Origin of the sequence: Kitasatospora sp. MY 5-36, assembly GCF_001182915.1 — a bacterium.
Taxonomy (GTDB): Bacteria; Actinomycetota; Actinomycetes; order Streptomycetales; family Streptomycetaceae; genus Kitasatospora.
Map to the genome: position 1 here is coordinate 1 of NZ_LFVW01001155.1, position 590 is coordinate 590.

Sequence of the window (590 nt, forward strand, 5' to 3'; positions counted from 1 at the left end):
CCCTGCGCGGCCGCGGCTGAACCGCCCACCCGACCGCGCCCGACCCGACCGTGCCCGACCCGTCCGCGCCCGACCCGACCGCGCGGACCCACCGCGCAGACCCACCGAGCCGACGCACCGCGCTCACCGACCCGCGCCCGTTCGTCCGCGCTCGGCGCCCGGCGCACCATCCGAAAGGCTGACATGACCACCACCACCAACGACGGCGCGGCCGCCCTCGACCAGACGGCGAGGCTGGTCGAGGCACTGCGGGCCGCGCTCCAGGACAACGAACAACTCGCCTCCGAGAAGGCCGCGTTGGAGGCGGCGGCCGGTGAGCCGATCGCCATCGTCGGGATGGCCTGCCGGCTGCCGGGCGACGTCGCCTCCCCGGCCGACCTGTGGCAGCTGGTCGCCGACGGACGCGACGGCGTGGCCGAGTTCCCCGAGGACCGCGGCTGGGACCTCGACGGACTCTTCGACCCCGACCCGGACCGGGCCGGCCGCTCCTACGTCCGCGAGGGCGGATTCCTGCACGGCGCCGCCGACTTCGACGCCGCCTTCTTCGGGATCTCGCCGCGCGAGGCGCTCGCCATGGACCCGCAGCAGCG

The 590-nt window shown here is 76.3% G+C and carries 1 protein-coding gene; it reads left to right on the forward strand.

The window, feature by feature from the left end:
• Positions 1–183: 183 nt before the first annotated feature.
• Positions 184–590 (forward strand): beta-ketoacyl synthase N-terminal-like domain-containing protein (locus AE652_RS40985; protein WP_049661035.1); only part of this gene is annotated, 407 nt, incomplete at its 3' end.